General features: G+C 46.8%; 19 protein-coding genes. 10 read left to right on the top strand and 9 right to left on the bottom strand.

All coding sequences use genetic code 11. The features are described 5' to 3' along the window. Positions 1-71: 71 nt before the first annotated feature. Positions 72-728 carry a response regulator gene (locus ACTHTG_RS00210; protein ID WP_004520571.1) on the bottom strand — a complete coding sequence of 219 codons (657 nt, stop codon included), beginning with the start codon at positions 726-728 and terminating at the stop codon, positions 72-74. Then, on the bottom strand, positions 725-2,485 hold the full coding sequence (locus ACTHTG_RS00205; RefSeq protein ID WP_308538347.1) for a histidine kinase: 1,761 nt from the start codon (positions 2,483-2,485) through the stop codon (positions 725-727). Before ACTHTG_RS00205 ends, ACTHTG_RS00210 begins: the two co-directional genes overlap by 4 nt. A gap of 259 nt (positions 2,486-2,744) precedes the next feature. Here ACTHTG_RS00205 and mobA point away from each other — a divergent pair, with 259 nt between their 5' ends. Continuing rightward, positions 2,745-3,326 (top strand): molybdenum cofactor guanylyltransferase MobA, encoded by a 582-nt coding sequence (mobA, locus tag ACTHTG_RS00200; protein ID WP_063075735.1) that lies wholly within the window; start codon positions 2,745-2,747, stop codon positions 3,324-3,326. 79 nt (positions 3,327-3,405) lie between these two features. Here mobA and ACTHTG_RS00195 read toward each other — a convergent pair whose 3' ends face one another. The 4 genes from ACTHTG_RS00195 to ACTHTG_RS00180 form a co-directional block, all read right to left on the bottom strand. Further along, entirely contained in the window at positions 3,406-6,525 is a 3,120-nt protein-coding gene (locus tag ACTHTG_RS00195; RefSeq protein WP_440362627.1) for a type I restriction endonuclease subunit R, read from the bottom strand. A gap of 68 nt (positions 6,526-6,593) precedes the next feature. Next, on the bottom strand, positions 6,594-7,793 hold the full coding sequence (locus ACTHTG_RS00190; protein ID WP_234395826.1) for a restriction endonuclease subunit S: 1,200 nt from the start codon (positions 7,791-7,793) through the stop codon (positions 6,594-6,596). A gap of 9 nt (positions 7,794-7,802) precedes the next feature. Continuing rightward, positions 7,803-10,556 carry a type I restriction-modification system subunit M gene (locus tag ACTHTG_RS00185; RefSeq protein WP_440360411.1) on the bottom strand — a complete coding sequence of 918 codons (2,754 nt, stop codon included), beginning with the start codon at positions 10,554-10,556 and terminating at the stop codon, positions 7,803-7,805. A 445-nt stretch (positions 10,557-11,001) separates the two neighbouring features. Continuing rightward, on the bottom strand, positions 11,002-11,988 hold the full coding sequence (locus ACTHTG_RS00180) for a GlxA family transcriptional regulator (protein WP_440360410.1): 987 nt from the start codon (positions 11,986-11,988) through the stop codon (positions 11,002-11,004). Between the two features lie 97 nt (positions 11,989-12,085). Here ACTHTG_RS00180 and ACTHTG_RS00175 point away from each other — a divergent pair, with 97 nt between their 5' ends. Continuing rightward, complete coding sequence (locus tag ACTHTG_RS00175; protein ID WP_440360409.1) at positions 12,086-12,937, top strand: MBL fold metallo-hydrolase; 852 nt, start codon at positions 12,086-12,088, stop codon at positions 12,935-12,937. A 56-nt stretch (positions 12,938-12,993) separates the two neighbouring features. On the opposite strand, the gene ACTHTG_RS00170 is transcribed toward ACTHTG_RS00175, so the two are convergent. Next, positions 12,994-13,197: a hypothetical protein gene (locus ACTHTG_RS00170; protein WP_107723258.1), complete on the bottom strand. Its 204-nt coding sequence runs from the start codon at positions 13,195-13,197 to the stop codon at positions 12,994-12,996. Between the two features lie 28 nt (positions 13,198-13,225). On the opposite strand from ACTHTG_RS00170, the gene ACTHTG_RS00165 reads away from it, so the two are divergent. The 3 genes from ACTHTG_RS00165 (at position 13,226) to ACTHTG_RS00155 (ending at position 14,415) form a co-directional block, all read left to right on the top strand. After that, a complete protein-coding gene (locus ACTHTG_RS00165; RefSeq protein ID WP_440360516.1) occupies positions 13,226-13,372 on the top strand; it encodes a LysR substrate-binding domain-containing protein in 147 nt (48 codons plus the stop codon). Positions 13,373-13,438: 66 nt separating this feature from the next. Beyond that, the gene (locus ACTHTG_RS00160; RefSeq protein WP_234394575.1) at positions 13,439-13,696 is read left to right on the top strand and encodes a hypothetical protein; all 258 of its coding nucleotides are present in this window, start codon (positions 13,439-13,441) and stop codon (positions 13,694-13,696) included. 140 nt (positions 13,697-13,836) lie between these two features. Continuing rightward, positions 13,837-14,415: an NAD(P)H-dependent oxidoreductase gene (locus ACTHTG_RS00155; protein ID WP_440360408.1), complete on the top strand. Its 579-nt coding sequence runs from the start codon at positions 13,837-13,839 to the stop codon at positions 14,413-14,415. Between the two features lie 56 nt (positions 14,416-14,471). Here the strand turns inward: ACTHTG_RS00155 and ACTHTG_RS00150 are convergent, their stop codons facing one another. Both ACTHTG_RS00150 and ACTHTG_RS00145 read right to left on the bottom strand, forming a co-directional pair. Further along, the gene (locus tag ACTHTG_RS00150; protein ID WP_440360407.1) at positions 14,472-15,104 is read right to left on the bottom strand and encodes a histidine phosphatase family protein; all 633 of its coding nucleotides are present in this window, start codon (positions 15,102-15,104) and stop codon (positions 14,472-14,474) included. 90 nt (positions 15,105-15,194) lie between these two features. Then, positions 15,195-16,793 carry a PEP/pyruvate-binding domain-containing protein gene (locus ACTHTG_RS00145; RefSeq protein ID WP_004520555.1) on the bottom strand — a complete coding sequence of 533 codons (1,599 nt, stop codon included), beginning with the start codon at positions 16,791-16,793 and terminating at the stop codon, positions 15,195-15,197. Between the two features lie 441 nt (positions 16,794-17,234). Between ACTHTG_RS00145 and ACTHTG_RS00140 the strand changes: the two genes are divergently transcribed. From ACTHTG_RS00140 to ACTHTG_RS00120, 5 genes are all read left to right on the top strand, one after another. After that, a complete protein-coding gene (locus ACTHTG_RS00140; RefSeq protein WP_004520552.1) occupies positions 17,235-17,888 on the top strand; it encodes an IS1595 family transposase in 654 nt (217 codons plus the stop codon). A 160-nt stretch (positions 17,889-18,048) separates the two neighbouring features. After that, positions 18,049-20,247: a TonB-dependent hemoglobin/transferrin/lactoferrin family receptor gene (locus tag ACTHTG_RS00135; protein ID WP_004520551.1), complete on the top strand. Its 2,199-nt coding sequence runs from the start codon at positions 18,049-18,051 to the stop codon at positions 20,245-20,247. Between the two features lie 72 nt (positions 20,248-20,319). Further along, positions 20,320-21,111 (top strand): heme/hemin ABC transporter substrate-binding protein, encoded by a 792-nt coding sequence (locus tag ACTHTG_RS00130; protein ID WP_004520550.1) that lies wholly within the window; start codon positions 20,320-20,322, stop codon positions 21,109-21,111. A gap of 142 nt (positions 21,112-21,253) precedes the next feature. Then, positions 21,254-22,195 (top strand): FecCD family ABC transporter permease, encoded by a 942-nt coding sequence (locus tag ACTHTG_RS00125; protein ID WP_004520549.1) that lies wholly within the window; start codon positions 21,254-21,256, stop codon positions 22,193-22,195. Positions 22,196-22,241: 46 nt separating this feature from the next. Beyond that, positions 22,242-22,967 carry an ABC transporter ATP-binding protein gene (locus ACTHTG_RS00120; RefSeq protein WP_004520548.1) on the top strand — a complete coding sequence of 242 codons (726 nt, stop codon included), beginning with the start codon at positions 22,242-22,244 and terminating at the stop codon, positions 22,965-22,967. The last annotated feature ends 211 nt before the right edge of the window (positions 22,968-23,178 follow it).

Here is a 23,178-nt window from a genome sequence, read left to right as displayed (position 1 = left end):
AAATCGGCGTGATTATAGCGAATAAACGCTTTTCCTGAAACCTTTTAAAAAGAAGGTTTCAGACGGCCTTTTTAAGACAATACCGGTTGCGGTACTTTGTGTTGCACCGCATAAACCGCAGCTTGGACGCGGCTGCTTAGATTCAGCTTGCGCAACAGGTTCTGCACATGCACTTTGACGGTTGACTCAGCCAAGTTTAAATGGCGGGCAATGATTTTATTGCTGTGTCCGGCGGCAAGGTAGCCCAAGATTTCCATTTCGCGCGGGGTCAGCTGCGCCAGCAGATGGTCTGAGCGGGAAGGAGAAGGGGAAATCAGCGATTGCACCAAGCGGCTGGTCATTTCAGGGGAGAATACATTGTCTCCGTCGACGGCTTTGCGGATGCTTTCCAAGAGGAAGTCGGCGTTGATGTTTTTCAGCAAAAAGCCTTTTGCCCCCATACGCATACATTCGGTCAAATCATCGCTGTCTTCAGAAACAGTCAGCATGATGACGGTCAGCTGCGGATTGATACTTAAAATTTGAGCCAATGCTTCGCGGCCGTTCATGACCGGCATATCCAAGTCCAGCAAAACTACGTCAGGCTTAAGCTGTTCGACCATTTTTACGCCGGCCAGGCCGTCTGAAGCTTCGCCGACGACTTCAAAATCGGGCTGGCGGGAGAGCAGGGCTTTGATGCCGCTGCGAAATAGGGTGTGGTCGTCAATAAGGGTAATTTTAATCGTCATGATGCTGTTCTCATTTGTTGCGGCAAAGTCAGCATAACCGCCGTACCTTGCCCAATCTGCGATGTAATGGCCAATTCTGCGTTAATCCGTTGGGCCCGTTCCTGCATAATGCCCAAGCCGACATGTTCGCCTGAAGGCCGGTTTGATAGGTGTTCTTTATTAAAGCCTGCGCCGTCGTCCCGAATCGTCATGACAAAATCGCCGTGGTTGGCAATTGCGACGCTGACATGTTGCGCACGCGCGTGTTTCCGGATATTGGACAGGCTTTCCTGCAAGATGAAGATGATTTGCAAATGCTCATCATAATTCAAAGCCTGTCCATCGTCCTGCCATTTTAAATCAACCGGGATACCAGTTTGTCGTTCAAAACGCGCCAGCAGCGATTCTACCGCTTCAGGAAAATCTTTATTACTGATTTTGGTGCGGAAATTCATCAGAAGCTCGCGGACGTCTTCATAGCATTCCTGCACGCCGTCTTTAATGAAGCTGATGTTTTCTTCAGCCTGCTCGCGTTGGTTTGAAGCAAACGCGCTTTCCAACATTTGCACCTGCAAATTCAAAAAGGTCAGGGCTTGTGCAATGCTGTCATGCAAACCTTGTGCAATCAAGTTGCGTTCCTGCAAGACAGCAAGCAAGCGGCGTTCTTGTTCCATGCGGTTGTTGGCGATGGAAATCCCCAGCTGCCCGCTTAAAGTCTGCAACAATTTTTCGTCTTGCTCATCAGGCATATGGCCATCTGAAAAATACAGGGCTAATACACCGAGCTGTTCGTCTTGGTAAACGATTGGGAATTCTACACGATTTCCCTCTTCGGTTTCACCGACACTTGCCGCCAAGTCAGAGCGTTTGCGTTCTTCATCGGAAAGATATACCGTACCGCCCAAAGCGGAAAACGCCGGCAGAATCTGAGCCAAAAATTCTTCTGCGGCCTGTTGCGGCGTAAAGGTTTGGTGCAGGTTGCGCGTAGTCTGGTAGAGCAGGGTCAAGTCACGGTTTTGCCGGGCCAAGTCTTGGGTTTGTTGGGCAACCTGTCCTTCTAAATCCGTATAAAGCGTTTTCAGACGGCGGCTCATTTGGTTGAAGCCCTTGCTGACTTGGGCGAATTCACGAATTTGGTCTGTATCGATTTGTACCCCGAAACGACCTTCGCTGATGGTTTCTACCCCGTCGCGCAATTTTTCCAGCGGCCGGATGATCCACGAATAATGCCAAACAATCATCAAGCCGGCAGCCACTAAAATCATCAACATCATCGCCATTTGAAAACGGCGCAGCCACAAAGTATTTTGCTCGTTGGCGTTTTCCATCGCCTGTAAAAACAGCTCGATATTGCCGGCAAAACGGTATAAGCCGATTTGGGTCGGTCGCTCGTAATGTTGCAAAGAAGGCTTGATGTTGGATTCCCAATCAATCAACAGCATCGATTGGATCAAATCATAAGCCAGCGGCATTTGTGACGGAATCAGCGGATGAATGGCATCGCTTTGCGTTACATTGGCCAGCGTACGTTCAAATTCTTTGATTTGGTTGTCAATTTGAGCATTGGGCGTACGGACGCTTGCCATATAAGCCAAGCGATACACCTGCATTTTCAAGCTGCCCGCATCTTCAATCGTTTTAGCCGCGCTTTCCAAACGCCAAGAAAGCAGCAGGGTAAAGGCAATCGATAAAAAAGCCGAGCCGACCCATAACACAGTCAGTAGTTTTAAACGCGAGGACAGGCTCAGGCCGTCTGAAGATCCGGAGAATAAACGCATAAAGCACGCAGGAAGACTAATCCGATAATCTTATAAAAATATCATTCTTTCGGCCTATAAACAACCTGTCTAAAATAATTGTATGGTTATGATAAGAAAAAACAGGGGTTTAATGTAAAATCATGTTATGATAAAATTCATCTTAAGTGAATTAAATCACAAAGCCAGGTTTCAGACGGCCTGAAGCCTTAAAACTTATTCCATAAATACAACATCGCGAATAACACTTACACACTCTGCTTTGCAAAGGACTACCAAAATGAAAATTTTTGCACTGATATTGGCCGGCGGGCAGGGAAGCCGGATGGGAGGTGTCGATAAAGGGTTGGTGCAATGGCACAATAAAGCCTTGATAGACCACGTTATCGAAAAAATCCGCCCGCAAGTCAGCCATATCGCCATCAGTGCCAACCGCAATCTCGAATCTTACGCCCAACGCAGCGCACACGTTTTCTCGGATGCGCGCCAATGGCAGCATTACGGCCCTTTAGCCGCCTTGTGTACCGCCGCCAACGATTTGCAAATTGCTACTGCAGACTGGCTGCTCATCGTCTCCTGCGATATGCCGCGTTTGCCGGAAAACTTGGTTTCCCAGTTTGAGACTATCGCCAAACGCACGCCGTTGTGCAATGCATTTTACGTTGAAACCCCGTCCAGACCGCATTACAGCGTGATGTTTATCCGTCCGCAAATCCTGCAAAGCACCGTGCCATACCTTTATTCAGGAATGCGCAGCATCCGCGGCTGGTTGCAACAACAGCGCGCGCGGGTTGTCCATTTCCCTTATGAGCAGGATTTTATCAGCTACAACACGGAAAACGATTTGGCCCAGCCTTTGTAGTTGGGTAGGTGAGGGGGCTAATGTTCAGGTAGAGATATGCTAACTTGATGATTATTTAATATCTTTCAATAGGTAATAACTATCTTGTAATTAGTTCCCTTAGAAATTCATCAATCCGTATATTTAAATAAAATATACGTTCTTCGTTAAAATAAACTTTGGCTTTTTCCCTATCGACTGTTGCTTTTAGGTCATTTAGTCTGCCTAAGTCCAAATTTTCGCTGGTATATTTTCTTGCCAGCATCGCACGTAGCAAATCTCCATCTAGCCCTAAACCTTTAATTACTTTTAGCACTTTATCATTGGCATCTTTTTGTTTGTACGTGGTGATGTAATCACTTAATGCTAAATTTGGATCAAGCTTGATATCGCCGGATTGCACATCGTGTAAAAACAACTCAGCAAATTTTTGATCTTCCTTAGAAAGCGTAGCAAAAGAGTGGTGTAGCTCCTCAAGTGCAGCAGCTTCTTCTATGCCGCCGATGGTTTTAAGCCATTTTTCAAAACGGGCATTCATATAATTTTGATCAATTTTGTCGGTTTCGATTTCGTTGATGTGCGAACGCAAATCAAACGGCACATCATCGCTACCGCCACCATTGCCTGAACTTTCTTTAAATAAATCTTTATAACGAGCCAGCAGTTTATCGTAAGTCTCTTGATCGAAATTGAGTGTGGCAGTGATCACGCTGTCGTCTTCCTGTACCACATCATAGCTTGATTTTTCCCAAGAAAAGCCCAAGAGCCGAGCAGCTTGTAAGTGCTCATTGAGCTGATTGAATAGTTTGACAAACTTTGCGCATGAGGTTGTATCATCGGGGTTTTTTGAAAAATCTTCTAATCCTGCCCATTTGAAAATATCGGCAATATCGGCAAAGCAGACATTCATTTTGTCGATAACTTTATCTAAATTATCGACAAACAGCCCCATTGGGCGGTCGCCCGAATAAAGTTTTACGGCTCGCTCAATATTGCGTTGCATCGTATGCGGCTTGCGGTAATAGCGGATTAACCCAAAAGGCTTATCGGTTTTGTCGCATACGCGGTTAGTGCGGGAAAACGCCTGAATCAAGTTGGCGTAATCCAAAATTTTGTCTAAATAGAGCGTATTGAGCCATTTGCTGTCGAAGCCTGTCAGCATCTGATCGACCACAATCAACAAATCCAGCTGCTCGTCGGGCTTGATTCTCTTATACGCATTGATATGCGACAACCTATCCGACAAATCTGTTTTAAATCGGGAATAAGTGGCGTAGCCGAAATTTGTGTGGAACTGGGCGTTGTAATCTTCCAAAATTTCGGCAATCCATTTTTCCTTATCGTTGCCTTGCCCATCGTTAAGAATATTCGGATCGAAAAGGGCGGTCAGTTTCGGCAAGGATTTTTTAGCTTCCTCAGAATTTCCGGCTTCCTCAGCAATTCTGGCTTTCTCAGCAATTCTGGCTTTAATTAGGCGGTAATAATTGACCGCTTCGGGAATAGAGCTGGTGGCAAAAATGGCATGATATTTTTTGCCTTGGCTGAGGCGTTGCCAATTTTCCAGCATGTCGTCAATCACTGCATTCACATGTTCCGGCGTTTGATATTGCACATTGGGTATATAATCTTCAATGCCTTTTTGATATTTGCCGTCTGAAGTATATTCTCCCGCCATCGGCACATCATTCATAAATTGATTGTAGATTTTTTTCTTTTGGTCATCGGCAAATACTTCGCTTTCATCTGTTGCTTTGGCTTCTTGCAAAGCGACAGATCTGCGTAAATCGCTGTCTTTAAAGGTGCGGATATGGAAGGGGTGAAAGCCCAGCACATTTTCATCACGAATGCCGTCTGCAATCGAATATCGGTGCAATTCATTACCGAAAACCGTGGCAGTGGTTGAATTTTTCTTAGCGTTTTCTTCTTCAATCGGCGTGCCGGTAAAGCCGAAGAAAATCGCATTGGGGAAGGTGTGCTTAATGGTGAGCAACATATCGCCAAAAGTAGTACGGTGGGCTTCATCAACGATAAACACCAAACGTTTACCACTGATTTGCTCGATATCAGCCTCATTTACCCCTTCTTCCGCCTTGATATTACTCATTTTTTGAATGGAGGTAACGATTAAGCGGTCGCGGTCTTGTTTGCTTTTCAGCTTGGCGAGCAAAATGGCGGTGTTTTCCGTTGCCTGCACATCATCTTTACTATCGGCAAAATTCTGATATTCCTCCAGAGATTGCTTGCCCAGCTCAATACGGTCGAGCAAGAAAATCACCTTATCCGCATCTTTGCGACGGCTGATTAACTGCGCCGATTTAAAACTCGACATCGTTTTGCCCGAGCCTGTGGTATGCCAAATATAGCCGCCGCGCTGATTGCCCGAAGTCCAATCTGTTTTTGCCACCGTGTCGGCAATTTTGTTGACTGCATAATACTGATAGCTGCGCAACACTTTCAGCTGCTCGTCTTTCGCATCGGCAATGGTGTAATCGCCGATAAACTGGTGCGCCATCGGAATCGAGAGGAAATGCGTCGCCACCTTATCCCAATCGTTCATATACACATTATTGAAATCCGCCCAACGGAAATAAAACGCAGGATTTAATGGACCGCCGGTATTGGCAAAATAGCGGCATTCTTCCGGCGTCATCGCCACAAACACCTGCACCAGGCTAAAAATGCCCGAAAACGCGCCTGCCTCATGGTATCGCTCAATTTGATAGGTCGCTTGGCTAATCGGCACACCTGAACGCTTCAGCTCAATATGAAACATCGGCATACCGTTGATTAACAGCATCAAATCGCCGCGCTGCTTAGGGTATAAATCCGAACGGGGAGAAAAACGAGGTTGTTGGGCAATTTGATAGCGGCTTTTGCCGGCAGAAATTTCCTCACGGTCAAAAATATCCAGCGACACTTCCTTGCCGAAATGACGGCTTTTCTCATTTTCACGCTTGATGGCCACCGTTTTGCCGTTGATAAAGCCGTTTAGCGCATAAGGCGTTTTCAATGCCTGCACCTGCTCCAAAATCTGGTTCATTTCCGTGCGAAGCAACGGCACATCGAGCTTGTCGATATGTTGGTTGGTTTTATTCAAATGCTCCTGCCAGTTGGCAATTAACTTTTCTTCGGTGGGATAGCGCAACACTTCCTTTTCCCAGCTTTTGGTGGCCAGCAAGGCTATCAGTGCTTTTTCAAAATCAGCTTCTTTATTAAACATTCTTTTTCTCCGTAAGGGCGCTACTACAATTTTTCAGACGGCCTCAATCATGGGCAGGAATGCCCGTTCTAGACCAACATCGCCGCCAACAGCCCTTTTTTGAGTTGGTTTAATTTTTCGACTTCTGCCGACTGTAAGGCAATGGTTTCGTCTAATTGGCGAAAGAAATTACCGATTTGAGTTTGTTCGTTTTTGTTCGCAGGAAAAGAGATTGGCATTTCCGCAAAAACATCGTTTTTGATAGAAAATCGGTCAGACCTTGCTCCTGTATCACCATTCAAATACATGAAATGATGCCATTGATTACCTTCAAAATATTGTTCCAAATAAGAAGGTTTAATTTCATCATTTAGACGAAATACATAATAAAGCGGAGACATTACGCCTGTTCTTCCTAGCTTATTTCTCTTTATTGGACCAACTGGAGCGAAGCTAGAAATTCTTGGGTTGTACACAAAATCGTCAGGCTGTACAACATAATAACCACCTATATTTTCTGAATTTGAAATTGATTTATCAAAGAAGTCTTGCTGGCTGATAATTCCGAATTCAGCAGAATTAGTAAAAGTTTCCGCATATTGATAAGCGATATTTTTTTCTTTCACTTTGAAAGCAATCTCCCCCAACTTCCTAGATTCCCACTCCCCCTCAAACCCTTTAAAGCGGATTTCCGGTATTTTTTCACCGTTTGTGGGGAACATTTTTGCCAGCATTGCCTTTTTAAGCTGACGGCTTTTTTCCAACACCGCACGGCTCTCGGCAATTTGGCTGTCTAAACGACTGAAAAACAAACCGAGGTGGGTTTGCTCGGGTTTAGATGGGGACTTAAATGTAATTGCTGTTAAACTTCGCCAATCTGCTCGTGGCATTTTAGTGCCAGACGTAACATTTGCTGTTTCTAAAAATTTTCTAGATTGCACTAGCAAATAGGCAAAGGAATTGGAATATTTAGAACTTGTTTCCAAAGCCCAAATTTCTCCACTTTTTACACCATCTTTCTCAGCAAGCCACCATTTATTCAAATACGGTCGTAAACGACCAAAAAGAATATCGCCTTTCCGAAATGATGAGGTTGTTTGTGTTCTAACTGACGTATCGCCAACTAAAATACCTGAATTACTAATGAGATTTTCTAATTCAACATCTAAATCATATAAACTTGAATCAACAAATTCATTTCTAACGCTCAGAATTTCTCCCAATACCTTTTCTTCCCACACCTCCGTAAAATCTTTAAACCGCAAACGTGGTTCTTGTTGCTTATTCATTTTGTCCCCTTAGCCTTTCAAAATCGCCTGCCATGCGGCAATGCCCTGCAAATCAAACTCGCTGCCGGTGAGTTCGTCCATCATTTGTGCCAGTGCGGCGGCACTTTCTTGTTTGCGTTGGCTGATGTGCTGATAGGTGTCGGCATATTTGTCGCAAAGTGCGGTCAGTTTTTGGCTGAATTGTGCCAGCATGTTTTCAGGCAGCCTGAACATCGCCGCATTGAGCGGAACAAACCATTTTTGGCGGAGCAAATCGAGGGCTTCGGCATCATTAAGGGCTTCAATGGCGGCCTTGGTTTTGCTGTGAAGCTCGGCACTGTCTGCTTTAATATCGGCTTTAATGTCTTTTTCTTCAGCTAATAACTCTTGTGCCTTTAACAACTTACTTTCTAAGCTCTCTTCGGGAAATTCATAGCCATGCCGTAATGATTTTAAATAATTGCTCACATTAGTCTTGCCATAAGTTCCATCTTTAGAAGCTTGAATATTTGTCCAATTAACTGCGCTATTTGATTCAATAAAAGCTAATTTTTCAGCCTTTTTAGCCTTGTTTGACAATAATTCCAGGTAATTTTCTAATGCGATTGTTTCTTCTGTTGTAACGCTTGCATAAATTACTTTGAAATAAGCAGCAATTTCTTTAGCAATAAATGCATCATTATCGTCATTGACATAAGGTCCACTTTTTTCTTCTTCGCTCAAATCATCTAAAATACTCTGTAGTTCGGCGGCAATTTCCTCTAAACGGGTTTCTTTGGCTTTCAGGTTTGCCAATTCCTGTGGCAGTTTGACGGCCTGCACCAATTCAAACGGCAGAATATGCCCCACCCAGCCGTCTTGTACTTCGGCTTCTTTTTTGGTTTTGTTGTCTTTTTTCAGCACCATAAAAGGATCAACCTGCTTAATTGCCTGTTTACCTTCGGTTTGGATCATCTCCAAATCGGCGGCAATGCCTGCCACATCGGCGCGCCATAGGTCATCGAGTTTTTGATAGGCAGTATAAAAATCCAATAAGGGCATTGCCTGTACTTTTTCCCGAATAAGTTCGGCGAGTTGCTGCTGGGTTTGGGAAATGTTGAGCGTTTCCATCGGCTCAATCAGCAGGGTTTCCAAGCGAGCGGGGAAATCGGCAAAGTTTTGGGCAAATTGCGCTTGGTAATTCAGCACGCCGGCGTGGCTTTGCATGGCGGCTTTGAGATTGTCGGTTTTCGGCTGCACATAAGGTGTGCCGTTATCGGTAAATAAGGCCGTCTGTAAACCGTCAAAGGCTGCCCAGTAGTCTGCGAATTGTGCCAGCTCGGCTTTGGGAATGCCGCCGTGTATGGTGGCGAAAATATCCCATTGCTCCGTCGGTTCGGCGGAATCGACATAGCGCGGAATGTTGAGGTTGTAGCCGTTTGCCACAATTTCGGCTTTCGGCACAATGCGGGAGAATTTAGGCAATTCCCGGCGATGGGTCACGCAATCGACAATGCGCTTGATGTCACTTGCCTGCAAATGGTTGTTTTTGCCCACTTTGATGAAATGTTTGGAGGCGTCAATCATCAATACGTCGTTACGTTCGCGCTCTTGGCGTAAAACGATAATGATGGTGGGAATGCCAGTGCCGAAAAAGATATTGGCAGGCAGACCGATAATGGCATCAATATGATTGTATTCAATCAGATTTTTTCGGATTTTCTCTTCTTCGCCACCTCTAAAAAGCACACCATGCGGCAAGACGATGGTCATGATGCCGTCGGGTTTTAAGTGGAAGAGGTCGTGCAATAGAAAGGCAAAATCGGCTTTTGCCTGCGGGGCGACGCCAAAGCGTTTGTAGCGGATGTCGCTTTCTTTGTCTTTGGGATTCCACGGCTGGGAATAGGGCGGATTGGACACTACGGCATCCAGATACAGCGGATCGCCTTCCAGCGGCCAGTCGTCTTCTAATGTATCGGCATTGCGGGTGAAAATATTGCTCGGCAAAATGCCGCGCATGACCAAATTCATGCGCGTGAGGTTGTAAGTGTTTTCTTTTAATTCTTGTGCGTAATATTTGATGCTGTCAGCGCTTTTGAGATGTTTGGCAACGCTATGGCCGATGTTGATCAGCAATGAACCTGAGCCGCTGGTCGGGTCGTAAATGCTGATTTCTTCACGGTCTTTGAGATGGTCGGCAATGATCTCCGACATCAGCAAAGATACTTCGTGCGGCGTATAGAATTCGCCCGCTTTTTTGCCTGCGTTGGCAGCAAACATACTAATCAGGTATTCGTAAATAAAGCCCAATACGTCATAGCCCTGTTTGCCGTCCATCGGAATATCGGCAATCAGTACGAAAAGGTCTTTCACCGCATTGGTTTGGCTGGCGGCGGTATCTCCCAATTTGCTCAAACCGGATTCTAAGGTTTTGAAAATACCGTCAAAAACTGAGATGTAGTTTTCTGCAATATTGCGGCTGAAAGCGCTCATTGCAGTGCGGACGTTGGCAATATTGAAATCCGAGCCTTGGGCTAGCCAAGTTGAGAATAGATGTTCGTAGCTGATGAAATAACCGAGGTTTCTTTTGATATGGTTGACAAGCACCCCGTTAGATTCGGTAAGCTCATCGGCAAAATTTGATTTTTCTAAGCCTTGTTCAAGGGCAAATTTCTCCAGTTTGTCGGACAAAAATTTATAGAAAATAAAGCCTAAGATGTAGTCTTTGTATTCGTTCGCTTCAATTTTGGAACGCATTTTATTCGCAGATTGCCAAATTTTGGCTGCAAGTTGTTGTTTATTCATTTTTTCTCTTATTGGTTTTTGATTTTATACATATTACGGTATTTATGATTACTTGGTGCAGGCTAGCTATGATAAACCATCAACACAGTGTTTACATAATTTACATCGTAGAGGAAGTATGATTCATCGATGCAATGCAAAATGGTAGGAAAGCTCACATTACACAAAGGCCGTCTGAAACTCAACTTTCAGACGGCATCTTGTATCCATATAAGAGCCGCTATCTCTATTGGCGAGGATGAGATTGAGATTGTCATCTTTGAATATAAATGATTAGGATAGAACAAGCGTTTGGATTTTGAAGATGATTTATAAAAACTCTTTGAAATTTCTCTACTCTTTGAAAAAGAAAAAAGGCCGTCTGAAAAGTGCAGGCTGCTTTTTGGGTTTTCAGACGACCTCCAAAGCAGCCCGCACTCAGGTATTTTAGATTGACTAACGCGAGCTATCGGCCAAATACTTTCCGCCAGGCATTCGGATTGATTTTAAACTTGGCTTTAAACTGAAAACGTAGGTTTGCCGCGCTGCCGAAGCCGCTTTGTTCGGCGATGCGTTCTATCGGTAAATCCGTATTTTCCAACAAATCCTGCGCCTGCCATAGCCGCTCTGTGGTGAGCCACTCACCGAAATTCATACCTGTGGCTTGAGAAAAATGGCGGATAAAGGTTCGGCGGGAAACGGCTAATTTTTTTGCCAAATCGTCCAAGCGGTATGGGGTGGCAAGGTTTTGGCGTAGTTCGTCCAATAAGTGATTGATTTTGTCATCGGCGGTACGACGTTCGACAGGTCGGTGGATAAACTGTGCCTGCCCGCCTTCGCGGTGTGGTGCCGCAACCAAGGTACGGGCAAGGTCGTTGGCAACGGTTGCACCGTGGATTTTGCGGATGAGGTACAGGCAACAATCCAACCCGCCTGCCGCACCTGCCGATGTTAAAAAGTTGCCGTCTTCCGCATATAGGCGGTTGGTATCCAGATGAATTTTAGGGAAACGGCGGACAAAGTCGTCTTCGGCAAGCCAGTGGGTGGCGGCGGTTCTGCCGTCTAAAAGTCCTGTGTAGGCAAGGGCGTAAGAGCCGTAGCATAGGGCGACAATATGTGCACCACGTTTCGCTGCCCGCTGTAAATTCTCAGCCAGTTCCGGCGTCGGGGTTTCTTCAATGTTGCGCCAGCCTGCGATGACGATGATGTCGGCTTCTTCCGTCAAATCTAGGCCGCCGTGTATGGGAATGCTTGCGCCCAGTGCCGTGATGACGTCTTTGCTATCATCGGAACAGATTTTCAGGTCAAAGAGCGGATTATTCCGATAGGTCGTCTGAAAAACAGAAAAGGGAATGTTGAAGACAAAATCATTCATGCCCGATTGAGCATATAGCACGATTTTTGGGACAGTTTGATTTTGGCGAAACTCGTTACGCTCGTTTTCAGACGACATTTTGGCACTATCCTTGCGTTTGTTGGCAATATTGCCTATTTTAGCCGATACACCTGCTGTTTAAAATACGCTACATGATTTTTTAAGGAGCAACATCATGAAATCCAAGCAATTTATTCTTGCCACTGTTTTGGGCGCGACAGCCTTTTCCGCTTGGGCAGACGATTCATACCAACATATCCGTAATGCTACCGCCAAGGTCGAATATGCAGGACAGACGTTTTTGGTTGACCCGTTTTTCGCCCCCAAGCATTCCATGAACGGCTTTCCCGGCACGTTCAATAACCAAGCCAAAATGCCGCTGGTCGGGCTGCCGATGAGCGTGAATAAAATTTTGGACGGTGTGGATGCAGTTATCGTTACCCATACTCACGAAGACCATTGGGACGAAACCGCCGCACGTTCCATTCCAAAAAACCTGCCCGTATATGTGCAGCACCAAGCTGACGCTGCCAAAATCCGCAGCCAAGGCTTTACTGATGTACGCGTGTTGAACGGCAGCACTGTCTTCAACGGCGTAACCATCAGCAAAACCGGTGGCGTACATGGTACAGAAGCCATGTATACCAACCCGCAGCTAGCCGAAATCTTAGGCGATGCAATGGGTGTGGTATTCCAAAGCAGCGGACACAAAACCGCTTATATTATGGGTGATACTGTGTGGACGGCAGATGTAAACAAAGCATTGAACCGCTACAAACCCGATTATCTGATTATGAACACGGGCTACGCGCTGATTTCAGGTATTTCAGACGGCATTATTATGGGGACGGCTGATGTATTAAAAGCCAGCCAAGTCATGCCTAAAGCCAAAATCATCACCGTACACATGGATACCGTGAATCATACCGCCGTCAGCCGCGCCGATATGCGTAAATTTATACGCGGTCAAGGCATTGAAAGCCGTGTGAACGTTCCGGAAGACGGAGAAATCGTGAAACTGGATTGATAAACGACACATTACCCTAAGCAGCCTGCACCTTGTTTTTCAAAGTGCAGGCTGCTTTATTTTTTCGCTGCTTTTGTTAAACCGTCCAACCATGCTTGATGGCCGTTTACCATTGGATTTGGCACAGTTTCTGCCAAGCCTTTGGCGAGTTTGCCGATTTGGCTTTCTTCGGTTAATACACGCACGCGGTTGTTAGGCAGGCTTTCTAAAATCCAAGCGCCGAAAATTAAAGTGGTGGTGCTGGCGATTAACGAAAGCATCGTACAAAATCAGCTTGAACAGCAGTAAATTGACTTTGCACTGGTGACACCAGACTTCCAAGCACCGGATATTCACGCAAAAAATTTGTATGATGAACGCTACATCTGTGCCGTTCGCCGCGATTACCCAATAGCCCAACAAACAGAACTTACCCTTGAGCAATTTTGTGAGTGAGAGCAAGCCTTAATTTCCTATCATGGCGGCAGCTTCAGCGGTGTTATTGACCAAGCCCTGAAAGCGATGTGGCTACAAAGAAATGTCAGCCTATCGGTACAAAACTTTATTGTTTTGCCTGAATTACTAGAACAAAGCGATTTATTGGTAGTCGTGCCTGAGCGCTTGATTATTCATTTAAACAATTTCAAACACTTTGAACCGCCCCTTGAAATTCAAGGCTTCACCAAAACCCTTATTTGGCACGAACGGACACATAAAGATCCTGCATATCGCTGGGTTAGAGAGTTGATAGAAGAGGCTTGTTTGGTTGAAGAGAAATAATGAATGCTAATTATAGATATGAGAAATTTTCCTTTATGGTCTGTAAATAACGTGTAGGTGAATGCACTTTTAAAATATGCAGTAAAAAGGCATAATTTAAGACCTCATTTTTCAGAATTATTTGTTGTAGGAGCAAAAAGATGAATATTTTATTATTGGATGGCGGTAAAAATTTCGGCCATTCACATGGCGAGTTGAACCACACGCTTCATAAAAAAGCGAAAGAAGTTTTGGCCGCACTTGGACACAATGTAAAAGAAACCGTGATTGATGCCGGCTATGATGTTGAAGCAGAAATTGAAAAATTCTTATGGATGGATGCAGTGATTTGGCAGATGCCAGGCTGGTGGATGCACGAACCTTGGACAGTGAAAAAATACATAGACGAAGTATTAACCGCCGGACACGGCAAGCTTTACCATAGTGATGGTCGCCATCGTGTCAATCCGACTGAAGGCTACGGCACAGGTGGTTTGTTGCAAGGTAAAAAACACATGCTCTCGCTTACTTGGAATGCCCCGATTGAAGCCTTTACTCGCGAAGGCGATTTCTTCGAAGGTAAAGGCGTGGATGCTTTATACATGCACTTCCACAAACTCAATGAGTTCATCGGTTTGACCCGTCTGCCGACATTCTTATGTAACGATGTGATCAAAAATCCACAAGTAGAACAATACTTATCCGATTACCAAGCACACTTGGAAAAAGTGTTCGGCTAATGGCAAAAAAGGTGGGTAAAAATGCCCACCTTTTTATTATTGTTGAATGGTTGTAATCATTGTAAATGAGCTACATCGTTAAGTTGCTCAATATGAAAACCGCTTTCACTATTGTATTTCACAATACTGATCGAAGTATTTAACAATGACACGGATTTACCCTCATCACGATGGTTTTCCCAAGTCGCTCCGCCTAGTAAGGATAATAAAAGCCGCAAGGTATGGCCATGCGATACCACTAAAATATTGGCTCCCGATTGATGTACTTTAATGATATCGTAAAGGGCGGCCATTGCACGTACTGCTAATTGTTCAAAGGTTTCGCCACCATTGCTTAATGCTTTATAAGCTGCCGGGTCATTGGTCAGTTGTTTAAATTCGGTTAACTTCCGTAGGTCAGTGATCTGCATACCTTCCCAACTTCCAAAAGATTGCTCATTTAGTCCACAGTGCTGAAAAAGAGGAATAGGACGCTGACCGATAATATGGCCAGCCGTATCAATGGCACGTTGTAAAATGCTGGAATAAGCAGCGGTAAATTCTACTTGTTGTAGCGCCGCCCCGGTTTTCTGAGCTCCTGTAATTCCTTGTTCGGTCAGTGGTGAATTGCCTGATCCCTGCAAAAGCTCTTGTTCGTTCCATTGGGTACGGCCATGGCGAATAAAATAAAAAGTGAGTTGTTTTGACATCATAGTTCCTTGGAGATCTGGAAGTATAGGGTATAACTAACTTATGATGCAAAGGCCGTCTGAAACGATAATTTCAAACGGCCTTTTACTTTAACGTGTACCGTTTAGATACGGTCGTGCTTGGAGGATAACAAGCTTACCATTGTCAAACGCCCATTCGATATCCTGCTCGCCATTGGCAAATAGCTGTTTGATTTGTTGGCCGGTTTGGTCAAGGCGACGGATTTGTTCTTGATTCATCACATTGCCACTGGTTACAGGCACCTCCCGTACTCCACCATTTTTATCCAGTTGCAACGCTGTGGTTTCATTAGAGGAGCTGAGACGTTGTACAGAATCATTGCGACGGTTATAGACCACCTGTTCGGCTACCCGTTTGCCTTCAACGACACGAATACCCAACCCGCGTTTGGCGGCAATGTAGGCGCTATTTTTCTGAGCAATATCATAAGGATTGATGGTAACCAACACGCCGGAGAGATCTGCATTGATGCTTTGTTGCACAAAGACACTCATTTTCACGCTATCGTGAGGCAATCCGGCAATACGGCGGGCTTCGTATGCACTGTAATTGAAAACAGAAGCCCAAGATTGCTTCACTGCTTCGGCCAACGCGTTTTCATCGGTAACATTTGGCACGGTGGTGTACAGCCCTGCGCCGCTGAAATTGGGTAGGTCTTCGGAATTAGAGGAGCTGCGGACAAACACGCCTTTGCTGTTTAATTGATTGCGCCATTGCTCAGCCCATTTATGTTTCCATTCCGACGGGATTTCGGCATCGGTAATTTTTTTCTGCAGCGTGAGTAAAGCAGTACGGCGCTTGCGGTTGTCTCCATCACTTTGTGTTTCGATTTGGGCCAGTGTTGTTGCATTAATACCCAGCCTATCCATCATGGCTTGATAATAGGCAAACGGAATGCAGAATCCGTCAGGTACATTACTACCTTTAATATGGGCGCGGATATGACCGAGGTTGGCAGCCTTACTGCCGCAGTAACGGCTGTCATCACGGCGCAGGTTTGACAAAGCCCTAAGGCCATAATCGGAAACATCAGGTTGGGGCAGGGTAAGGCCGTCTGAAAAGCTTTTACTGGTAGTGTTCCGGTTGGTTTGGACAATTCGGTATTGCTTAGCAGTCGCTTCAAATTCGATATGACGGCCAATATATGGGGCTAGGATTTTTTCTGCGTCTTTAAGGTAAATATTGGGAATCCCCCAGCCGCGTGCCAATACATTCACATGCGATAGTGCAGTAGATGGTTTCTCGCTGATAATCCCTGCCACAGGTGGCAGCTCTAGGGGAACCTCTTTCAAAATAATAATATCGTCGGCGCCAACATTATGAAGATCATCTTCTTTGACAATAACGCGTAATGTACCTATCGCTTTACCTTGGTTTAGAGGCAGGTAGGGGAAATTTTTAATCAAACTTTCTTGGGTAATAAAAGGAACTTTGCTTTGCTCGGCAACGGTTTCCTGCCATAAAGAATTGGTTTTATAACGCAACGGAGCGTAGAAACTGTCTTTCAGACGGCCTGCCGCCAATTTCAACAATTCAGGTGTGATTTTGTCTCCTTCCCAAAACTCATAAACATATTCTTGAGTACTATTCTGCCAACTGATAGTACCCAACAGATAACGCCGGTTAGGACTACGGTATTGTTGATTCAATTCAGTTTTTGACAGCATGGGTTTCAAGATGGTAGCCAGATAGTGCTCATGCAGCCGAAATTTGGGAGTATTGATGTAGTCTGTACGGTTATTATTTTCACGATCGATGAGGAAAAGGATATGAGGAATTTCATATTCACTACCTTGCTCATAAATACGCGACAGTAAGTCAAAATCAGCTTGGTTTTTGATTGCAGATAATGCAGGAATTTGTGTTTTAACTGGGGTGGCTACAGTTTGACGCTTTTCAGACTCGTAATTAAGAAGGCTTACGCGCCGTTGGTGCAGCCATGTCGGCTGTCTCAGCTTCAGGACGGCACGCTGAAAGTAAAAACAATATTGGGAGGTAAAAAGCAGGCTTCATGATGTTATCGGTTATCTAAATCAGATGAAAAGAAATATACCTATGGTAAAAATCTAGGGGCTGACGTAGATTAGCGGTTATGCTAGGCTACGAAAATGCAGATAACCAATTGTAAATTAAGCAAGAGAGTTCAAAAGAAACTACTTGAATTTTTTGTACTCCAAGTTACCGCCCGTTCCGCTGCCGATATTTTGGGCATTCAGCCCAACTCCGCTATTCTGTTCTACCGCAAAATTCGTATGGTTATCAGCCATTATCTGGCCTTGGTTGCCGATGAGGTTTTTGAGAGCTCTGTTGAGCTGGACGAAAGTTATTTCGGCGGAAGGCGTAAAGGCAGACGTGGTCGCGGCGCAGCAGGAAAAGTAGTTGTCTTTGGCATCCTGAAACGCAACGGACGGGTCTATACCGTTGTCGTAGATAATGCCAAATCTGATACTTTGATGCCTGTTATCAAACAGAAAATCATGCCGGACAGCATTGTTTACACGGATAGCCTGAGCAGCTATGACAAGCTGGACGTAAGCGGTTTTATCCATTACCGTATCAACCATTCCAAGGAATTTGCAGACCGTCAGAACCACATTAACGACATTGAGAATTTTTGGAATCAGGCAAAACGCGTCTTGCGTAAATACAACGGAATTGATCGCAAATCCTTCCCGCTGTTCTTGAAAGAATGCGAATTTCAGTTTAACTTCGGCACACCGTCTCAACAGCTTAAAATTCTGCGGGATTGGTGTGGAATTTAGGGCTAATCTACGTCAGCCCCATTATTTATCCAGCTACGTCATACTATATTTTGCGTTTTTGAAGTGGTTTTAGTGCTATCTTGTGGTTTCTAAACTTGCAAAAATCGCCTATTTATTTTATAAATGCAAACCATTTTTATTCAAATAATAAGGTTGTGTAATGAAAAAGAAAGCGATTGCCTGTGTAATAGGGGCGGTTTTTTCCGGACAGTTATATGCGGCTCAGATGCCGGTGGCTCAGGCAGAAATAGAGCCTGTGGTGGTTACGGCCGACCGTAATGCGCAAACCTTGGATAAAGCGGCGCCGAATGTGTCGGTTATCGGACGCAAAACCTTGAATCAAGCCTCGGCACAGAATTTAGACGATATCGTGATGTATGAATTCGGCGTCAGCGTGCCGTCAGACAACAATCGCCGCGGTCATGCGGGTATCAATATCCGAGGCATAGACGGCAACCGCATTCTGATGATGGTGGACGGCGTACGCATTCCCGAATCTTATGCAGGCGGCGGTTCCAACGGCGCGATTTCGGGACGCGATATGGTCGAAAGCGACACGCTCAAGCAGGTCGATATTGTCAAAGGCCCTTATTCCGCGCTGTACGGTAGTGATGCGCTTGGCGGCGTGGTGAACATGGTGACGCTCTCACCGAGCGATTTTGTCGATGCGGGCAAACGCGGGTATTTCGGTTTAAAACACAGCTACCGCGGCCGTGACCGCAGCCATGGCGTGACGGCGACTGTGGCAGGTTTCCATGAAAACGCCGAAGGTCTGCTGATGCTGACGCGCCGTCAAGGTCATGAAACCGAAAACATGGGCAGCGATACCAGCTACTCGACTGCGCGTACTGCCACCAACCCTCAGAAAAACAATGCCTATAATATCTTGGCGAAAGGCAATATCGGCAACGAACGCCACCGCTTGGAAACTTTGTACGAACAGTATTACCACGCCAACGATACCGTATTGGCAAACGGCTTGGGTTCGCAATCGCGCGGGCCGGTAACCATCGCAACATCTGAGAGCAACGCCCGCGACCGTATCCGCCGTCAACGTATCGAAGCAGGCTACCGCTACACTGGCGAAGGCCGTCTGAAAGAAGCCAACCTGACTGCCTATCAGCAAAAACTGCGTACGGAAGACGATGCCGTCGATGCGAGCATTACGCGTATGGGCACGCGCCAATTAGGTAACTCGACCCGTTATTCCGACTACGGTTTCAATCAGACCATACGCGGGCTGAACGGACGCAGCGTATGGGAATTTGACGGCGCGGTCAAACAAACCGTCGTTGCCGGCGCCGAATACAAACACACCGAGACCGCCCGTCCGCGCGACAGCCTGACAGTGGACAATCTGACCGGTGCCGTCAGCAAAGTTTATGCAGGCAGCACCTATCCGAATAAAACTTTCCCCGACAGCAAGCGCAAAACGTTCAGCGTTTACGCACAAGACAGCCTGACTTTCGGCAACGGCATCGTCCTGACACCGGCCTTGCGTTACGAAAAAGACAAGCTGAACACTTCGACCGATCAAGCCTATCTCAACGCCAACCCCAGCGGAACGGCGACGCGCTTTAGCGATTCCGCGTTTACACCCAGCCTGCGCCTGAGTGTACCGATGGGTGAGCAGTTCACCAGTTTTGCCACTTATTCCCAAGGCTTCCGTACGCCGCCGTTTGACAGTGCGACCATGGCGTTTGCCAATACGACCTACGGCTATGCCGTCATTCCCAATGCCAACCTCAAATCCGAACGCTCCAACAGCTTTGAATTGGGGATGAAGTTCAAAAACGAACGCACCCGTGCGCAAGTTACCGCGTTCTACAACCGTTATCGAAACTTCATCGACCGCACCGAAGTCGGCACTGCCTCCATAGGCGGTCGCCCGATTATCCAGTACCAATATCAAAACCTTGATCACGTCAAAACCTACGGTGCCGAAGCCTCTGCCGCCTACAAATTCCTGCCGGGCTGGCAAGTCTCCGGCAGCATCGCTTGGATGCGTGGCAAGCAGCAAGACGGCACGCCGCTGGATTCCGCCTACCCGCTCAACGGCGTTTTGGGCGTGGACTACGCGCAAGAAAAATGGGGGGGCGATACCAAACTGCGCTGGTCGAAAAAACACAGCCGCGTCAGCAGCGACAGCATTTTCCAAGCGCCGGGCTACGGCGTATGGGATGTCGGAGCGTGGTACAAGCCGTCTAAAAACGTCGAAATCGGCGCGAACATTTACAATATCGGCAACAAAAAATACTGGCAACACGCAGACGTCGCCGGCATGAGCCGCTCAAGCGTGATGGATTTGTACACCGAAACCGGCCGCAATTTCGCCGCAACCGTACAACTGAAGTTCTAATGTGATTTAACCGTTTTCAGACGGCCTGAGAAAGCGAGCAGGCCGTCTGAAAGCATTCGACAAGGAAAATAAATGAAACTCAAACTCCTTCTGCTTTCCGCACTTATTTCGTTGACCGGCACTGCACACGCGCAACGCATCGTCGTGTTGACCCCCGATACGGCAGACATCGTTGCCGCGCTCGGCGCATTGGACGAAATCGTCGGCCGCGATCAGACCGTTCAAAATCCGGCATTGAAAAACAAGCCCAGTATCGGCATTCATCGCCGCCTGACGGTTGAACCGATTGTGGCCGCCAAACCCGACATCGCCATCGGTTCATGGATGGCGCAGCCTGCCGATATTTTTACCCACCTGCAAAAAGCAGGCATTAAAGCCGTCAATGTTGCGCCCGATGACAGCATCGCCGCCTATCCGCAAAGTATCCGCAACATCGGTCAGCTTATCGGTAAAAGCGCGCAGGCGGATAAGTTGGCCGGTAAGTGGCAGGCGGATATGAAACAACAGCCTTCCAGCGGCAAACGCTACCTCTTCAGCTACGACGGGCGCATCGTATCGGGCAAAAACACTGCCGCCGACGAAATCATCCGCCGCGCCGGCGGTATCAATGCCGCAGCCGCCATTGACGGTCTCAAACCGATGACGCGTGAGGCATGGATTGCGGCCAAACCCGATATCATCATTATTGCCGACCACAACACCGCTATGATAGGCAACGTCAAAACCTTTGCCGCACGCCCCGAAATCGCCGGCTCGCCTGCCGCGAAAAACGGCAAGATTTATTTGTGGAAGGCCAACGATATGTTCCGTTATGGTCTGGATACGCCACAAGTGATTCAGCGTTTGCATGGTTTGGCGAAATAAACGCACCTGTTTTGAAAACTCTGCCCGATTTTTGTTTTCAGACGGCCTCGATTTGTTCCTTCTTGTTGAGTAGGAAGCAAAACGGTTGTCTTAAAAATGCCGTCTGAAACCGTCCCTCAATCCGCTTAAACCGCATGATGTCATGAAACCGCATATCCTTACCCTCTGCCTGCTGCTTACTGCCGCCGCCGTTTATTTGTGCTGCGGCATCGGCTTTGGCGCGTGGGAGTCGCCGTTGGCGATGGATGAAACCGTCCGCCAAATTCGTTTACCACGCATCTATACCGCGCTTTTGGTTGGAGCCGGTTTGTCCGCTTCGGGGACGGCATTACAGGCTTTATTTGAGAACCCGCTGGCCGATCCGAGTTTAATCGGGACGTCGGGTGGGGCGGCCTTGGGCGTAATTGTGTTATTGGCTTTGGGCGGTGGCGAGATGGGTGTGCCGGGCGCGGCTTTTCTCGGTGCATTGGGTGTGTGCCTGCTGATTTTGGCGGTGCATAAACTGCTCGGCGGCGGTACTTTGGGATTGCTGGTGTTGGGGTTTGTGTTGAGCGCGTTTTCGGGCGCGGTGGTCAGTATGATTTTGTTTTTATCTGACGATTTGGTATTGCGCAGCGCGACCACATGGCTGTCGGGCAGCCTTGCCGAAGCCGGTTTCTCATCGCCTGTCGCGGCAATCGCGGTCATGTTGCCCGGTTTTCTGATTTTGCTGTCGGCAGGCAGGCGGCTGGACGTTTTGATGACGGGCGAAGACACGGCTGCCAGTATGGGGGTGTCGGTCGGGGCATTGCGTGTGCAAACCGTAATCGGCGCGGCATTGATGACGGGGGCGGCGGTATCGCTTTCGGGCATCATCGGTTTTCTCGGCATGATGATCCCCAATGTGCTGGCGCAAACCGTCGGCGGCAGTCGCCGCAAACTGATTACGCTGTCGGCTTGGTTGGGCGCAGTATTTTTGATGGTGGTGGACGGCGCGGCGCGCTGGCTAACATACCCTGTCGATCTGCCGGTTGGTATCGTGATTGCCTTATTGGGCGGACCATTTTTTATGTATTTGTTTATCAAGCCTTTGAAAAGCCGTTGATGCCTAAACAGGCCGTCTGAAACTTCATTGCACCATATCTTTTGCCATGCATACCTTATTTCAAATCCGTAATCTTTCCGTCCGCGTCCAAGACAAAACCCTGCTTGAAATCGATCAACTGGATATACCTTCGGGCATGACCGTCATTATCGGCCCGAATGGTGCGGGTAAATCTACTTTACTGCGTGCCTTAATCGGGCAAACAGGGCAGGGGAAAATCACTCTTTTCGGTGAGGCCATTGCGCCGCAAATCCGTGCGGGCAGGGTGGCATGGGTCGGGCAGCATGGCCGTTACAATATGCCGATGACCGTACGCGAATACATTGCGTTGGCGTCATTCGTACAAAAAGGCCGTCTGAACCATGAATGGTCGGACGAGTTGCTCGATTATTTTGATTTGACAGCATTGGCGGATAAGCGTATCGGCAAGCTCTCAGGCGGCGAACAGCAACGCGCCAACATCATCCGCGCCCTGTTGCAAAATGCGCCGGTCTTGCTTTTGGACGAACCGTGCAACCATCTCGATATCCGCCACCAACACCGCCTGATGCAGTATTTGGTCGGGCATTCAAGCCGTGCCTCATCAATAATGGTATTGCACGATTTAAACCTCGCCGCGCGTTATGCGGAACATATTATCTTGATGAATAAGGGAAAAGTCATTGCATCAGGCAAGGTGGGCGAAGTGATGCGCCCCGACTTGCTTGAATCGGTTTACGGTTGGCAGATACGCCGTTGCGAAGATGAAGCAGGGTTTTATTTCAGAAGCTGAGCGCCAACAGGCCGTCTAAAAAACGATAAAGAAAATTTATTTTATCGTTCAAAAATCAAACGAGATGGGAGGATGTTCCCGACTTGAAGAACCAAATTTTACACATTTCACAAGTAAAATGCCGATTTCCATCAAATAGAAATACATTTAATTATTTATAGAATACAATATTTTAAAATAATACTGATTTTTAATTACTCAAAATTATTGA

The sequence above is a fragment of the Neisseria sp. P0017.S009 genome (assembly GCF_051957375.1).
Taxonomy (GTDB): Bacteria; Pseudomonadota; Gammaproteobacteria; order Burkholderiales; family Neisseriaceae; genus Neisseria; species Neisseria perflava.
This window is presented reverse-complemented; position numbering and strand designations above follow the sequence as displayed.